The 4993-nt window shown below is 34.9% G+C and carries 3 protein-coding genes; all 3 read right to left on the reverse strand.

The window, feature by feature from the left end; translation table 11 throughout:
• Nucleotides 1-376 precede the first annotated feature (376 nt).
• Nucleotides 377-1777 carry an S-layer homology domain-containing protein gene (locus HMPREF3032_RS03945; protein ID WP_072270757.1) on the reverse strand — a complete coding sequence of 467 codons (1401 nt, stop codon included), beginning with the start codon at nucleotides 1775-1777 and terminating at the stop codon, nucleotides 377-379.
• 464 nt (nucleotides 1778-2241) lie between these two features.
• On the reverse strand, nucleotides 2242-3498 hold the full coding sequence (locus HMPREF3032_RS03950) for an S-layer homology domain-containing protein (RefSeq protein WP_062402119.1): 1257 nt from the start codon (nucleotides 3496-3498) through the stop codon (nucleotides 2242-2244).
• A 411-nt stretch (nucleotides 3499-3909) separates the two neighbouring features.
• A partial coding sequence (locus HMPREF3032_RS03955) for a hypothetical protein (RefSeq protein ID WP_197413485.1) occupies nucleotides 3910-4993 on the reverse strand: 1084 nt, incomplete at its 5' end.

Below are 4993 nucleotides of genomic sequence, written 5' to 3' on the forward strand. Positions count from 1 at the left end.
CATACTTGACTTGAAAGTATCATATCATAGAATATCCATATAAAGCAAATACTTCCTAATAAATAAGCGTTTCGTTTATTTTTTGTATTCAAGATATATATACTTTTAATAATCATATCTAACTATTGGCTATAACATTTATTATTCCAATCTTTTCATACATCATTTTAGACCTTTAAAACTCCTATATCAAGATAATTAATAAAGACTTACTTAGCCCCAAGTTTCACTTAAATTGCAAATAAAAATTGAATACATTGACTCCATACTTTTAATACAATCCCTAAGTATATGGAGTAATCCTATTTACAATCCATCATTTATCATATAAAAAAGAACTCCCGAAGGAGTTCTTTTTGTATGTGTAACTAGCAAATTAGAAATTGTAGTTAAGTTCTGCACGATAGTAATCAGCTACGCTATTACCGTCTTTATCTTTAGCATTAATTGTAGAGTATGCTGCCAAGCCAACATTATTAGCTACTGCATACTTACCGGATACAGCCCAAGTTTTAAAGTTTTGGTTGTATGGAGTCCAGAATGTAGAAGAGAATACTGGAGCTAATGTATCAAGGTTTACATATTGAGCTTTCACCATCCATGTACCTTGTTTTTTCATATTATAATCGCCATATGCAATACCTGCAGTCCATGCATTAGAATGTTTAATATCTTTGAATTTTGCAAATTCACCATCTACAGTTACTTTAGAACCTAACATAGCTTTTGCATTAAAGCCGTAGAAATCTAAAGATTTTTTAGCTAAATCTTTACTTACTTTTTCTGGTAAGGCCCCTTCTCCACCAAGAGCAAAATTAACTGCATCAACAGCTTTTACACCATTAACTTTAGTATAGAATCCGCCTAATTTAACATTCTTTCCAACCATACCATTTAATTGGAAAATTGCCAATTGTGCATTATCTTTTTGATCATCTGCATATAAAGAGATTTCTTTAAAGTCTGTTCCTGGTTTATCTTTTGTACTACCAACTACAGCATTATATTTTAATTCTGGAGCATAACCATAAACAACTGCCACATTTAGACTATCTTTACCCGCCATAACTGTAGCACCTTCGAATACATCATCATATGTTAAACCTGCACCAATTGTTACATCATGACGACCTGCAGTAGCAGTCAATTGTTTACCAAAGTTATGTTGTACATATACACGATCAATAGCAGTTTCAGGATTTCCTGCTGCACCGAACTCTTTACTAGCTGTTAAGCGAACAACTGCTTTTGTATTTTCATTTACAGTTGCTGCAAATTGTACACGACCACGATAATCAAATTTAGACTTTTTGACAGTTTTTGGTTCAATAAGTTCTCCATCTGCATTTGCCTTATCAAGAACTTCAAATGTGTTAGTTTCTTTTTCTGTACCAGTAAATTTCAAACGAGCATCACCAGTGAATTTGAAGTTGCCCACTTTGTTTTCCAATGTAGCTACACGAACGCCTAAGTTGTTCAACTCAGCGGAGAATTCGTTAGCTAAACGGTTGATGATTGCGTTTTGTTCAGCGTCAACACGATCTTGACGAACTAATGCTTTAGCTACCATTTGTGCCATTTCGTAACGAGTGATGTTGTTTTGTCCCTTGAAAGTGCCATCTGGGTAGCCATTAACTACGCCTTGTGCTGCCAATTGAGCAACTGCTTGGTATGCCCAATCTTGTGGAGTTACATCGGAGAATGGGTTTGCTGCGAATGCAGAAGTAACACCCAATACTGCTGTTGCAGCTAATACTGCTAAATGTTTTTTCATGATAATTACCTCTCAATGAAAAATAAAATAATATACATCGTCTCATACACATAGCTTGACTGATTATATCATCGCATTACTTTTCAGGGAGTGTCCACGTTTCCTCAACATTCAGTAATAACATACCTATAATCTAAATCATAGCAAACATACTTGACTTGAAAGTATCATATCATAGGATATCCATATAAAGCAAATAAATTTTAAAAATAAACATCTCATTTACTTTTTCTTGAAATATATTTAATAGTAATAACCATATCTAGCACTTTGTTATAACATTCTCTATTACAATCTTTCCAAACAATATGTTAGAACGCCCTATCTCCTATGTATATGATAATAATTTAATTACTTAGGTCTCAAATTTCAATCCCCCCAATAAAGGTGGTAATTCTATTATAGTCTATCATTTGATATATAAAAAAGAACCCCCGAAGGAGTTCTTTTCTATATTCACTAACCAATTAGAATTGGTAATTTAATTCTGCACGGTAGTAATCAGGTAATGCATAACCATCTAGATTTTTACTACGTAATTGCGCATTTAATGTTACACCTACGTTTTTAGCTACTGCATAGTCGATAGTTCCCAACCAACCACGGAAGTTAGAGTTGGAAATATCTGGTAAGTTCCATGTAGGAGATGTTACAGGAGCTACCTCTCCAAGACGGAAGTATTGAGCTTTTGTGCTCCAAGTACCTGGTTTAGTAATATCATATTTACCATAACCAATACCTGCTGTCCAGCCTTCACCAGCCGCGCCTAATGCTTCATAACGAGAATACTCGCCACCCAACCATACTTTGCTATGTGGGCCAAAATGCGTATCTACTGCGCCGCCAAAATAATTTTCAGATTTATCACCATGATATTGAACATAGTAACCTTTGGCATCAACATGTTTACCTAATTTTGCATTTACTTGATAAGATGTAGTTTGTGCATTTTCTTCACGAGATCGATCTGCTAAATCTCCATCAACCATGTAACCATAGGATACAGTTGCATTTAGTTTATCTTTACCAACAGTTGCTTGTGCACCTTCAAATGCTCCATCATAAGTAAGACCGCTACCGATAACTAAATCTTGACGACCTACTGTAGCTGTTGCATATTTACCGAAATTATGTTGAACATACACTTGATCTACAGAAGCTGCTGTTGTATTATCTTTATCATTTGCACCAAACTCTTTTTCAGTAGATAAACGAACTACTGCTTTTGTATTATCATTTACTGTTGCTTCGAATTGTACACGAGCACGGTAGTCGAATTTAGAAAGACGTGGAGATTCAGTGTCTTCATCATTTACATACAAATTTTCTTTTGTATGAGAACCTTGGTAACGAAGACGAGCATCACCAGTAAATGCGAAGTTACCTACTTTGTTTTCCAATGTAGCTACACGAACGCCTAAGTTGTTCAACTCAGCGGAGAATTCGTTAGCTAAACGGTTGATGATTGCGTTTTGTTCAGCGTCAACACGATCTTGACGAACTAATGCTTTAGCAACCATTTGTGCCATTTCATAACGAGTGATATTGTGTTGGCCTTTGAAAGTGCCATCTGGGTAGCCATTTACTACGCCTTGTGCTGCCAATTGAGCAACTGCTTGGTATGCCCAATCTTGTGGAGTTACATCGGAGAATGGGTTTGCTGCGAATGCAGAAGTAACACCCAATACTGCTGTTGCAGCTAATACTGCTAAATGTTTTTTCATGATAATTACCTCTCAATGAAAATAAATAAAATTTGTGAATACTATAAAACAACCAGTACCTTTCACAGTTTTTTATTGGAGTGTCCTCGTTTCCTCCACATATATACAACTTTGACTGCACCAATTTTTTATTATACATTCACTTGGATTAAGATATATAGTATCACAATCTAGCTACCATTGCAAATGCAAAATGATTTTTTTCGATATTTATATACCACTTATAATTTTTGACTCTCTACTAAATAGTCTATAAGGCACTATATGTCTTATACCTCTTAAGTATGTTCTTTATACGTTAGAGAATCTATATAGGTATTGGATATCAAAAGCGATTAGTTGGATGTACCAACTAACCGCTTTTTCATTCGTAATTCAATATTATATTGACACTACATATTTCTTATTGTATTAGAAGTTGTAGTTTAATTCAGCACGATAGTATTCAGCTACATCATTGCCTTGTTTATCTTTCGCGCCAATTGTGGAATATGCTGCTAAGCCGATATTTTTAGCTACCGCATATTTACCAGATACTGCCCAAGTTTTGAAGTTTTGGTTATATGGAGTCCATAATGTAGAAGAGAATACAGGTGCTAATACATCAAGATCTACATATTGAGCTTTTAACATCCAAGTACCTGCTTTTCCCATATCATAAGCGCCATAGGCGATACCTGCTGTCCAAGCATTAGAATGTTTCAAATCTTTGTATTTAGCAAACTCGCCATCCACCATTACATTGTGACCCAAATTAAGGCTTGCATTAAATCCATAGAAATCTAAGGATTTTTTATCATATTTTTTGTCAATTGCTTCATTAACTTCCTTAGCCTTATCAGATTTAAGCAATTCAATACCAGTAGTAATAGTTTTAACTGCTTCTGCTGCTTTTACTCCATTTACTTTTGTATAGAAGCCACCAACTTTTACATTTTTACCAATCATACCTTTCAATTGGAACACAGCTAATTGCGCATTATCTTTTTGTTCTTCAGCATAGAATGATACTGTATTAAAGTCAGTGCCTGGTTTATCCTTTGTGCTACCCATCACTGCATTATATTTTAAATCAGGCGCATAACCATAACTTACAGATGCATTTAATGCATCTTTACCTACCATAACAGTAACCCCTTCAGCGACTCCATCATATGTTAAACCGCCACCAATAAATAAATCATGACGACCAGCTGTTGCAGTTAGATATTTACCCAAATTACGTTGTACATAGATACGATCAACTTCAGCTGCTGGAGTACCCGCTGCACCAAATTCTTTGCTAGCAGTCATGCAAATCACAGCTTTCATATTTTCATTCACAGTCGCTGCAAATTGAACACGTCCACGATAGTCAAACATAGATTTTTTCATCATTTTTTCTGTAAGAACTTTTTTATCATCTTTATCTTTTTCAACTACATAAGTTGTTCTTACTGCATCATGACCAGTAAATTTCAAACGCGCATCACCAGTGAATTTAAAGTTGCCCACT

It is taken from the genome of Veillonella sp. DNF00869, from assembly GCF_001553345.1.
Taxonomy (GTDB): domain Bacteria; phylum Bacillota; class Negativicutes; order Veillonellales; family Veillonellaceae; genus F0422.

What these genes read in the sequence shown, in the direction of transcription:
- HMPREF3032_RS03950 (WP_062402119.1), bottom strand. Translation starts at nt 3,498, where the DNA reads ATGAAAAAACATTTAGCAGTATTAGCTGCAACAGCAGTATTGGGTGTT.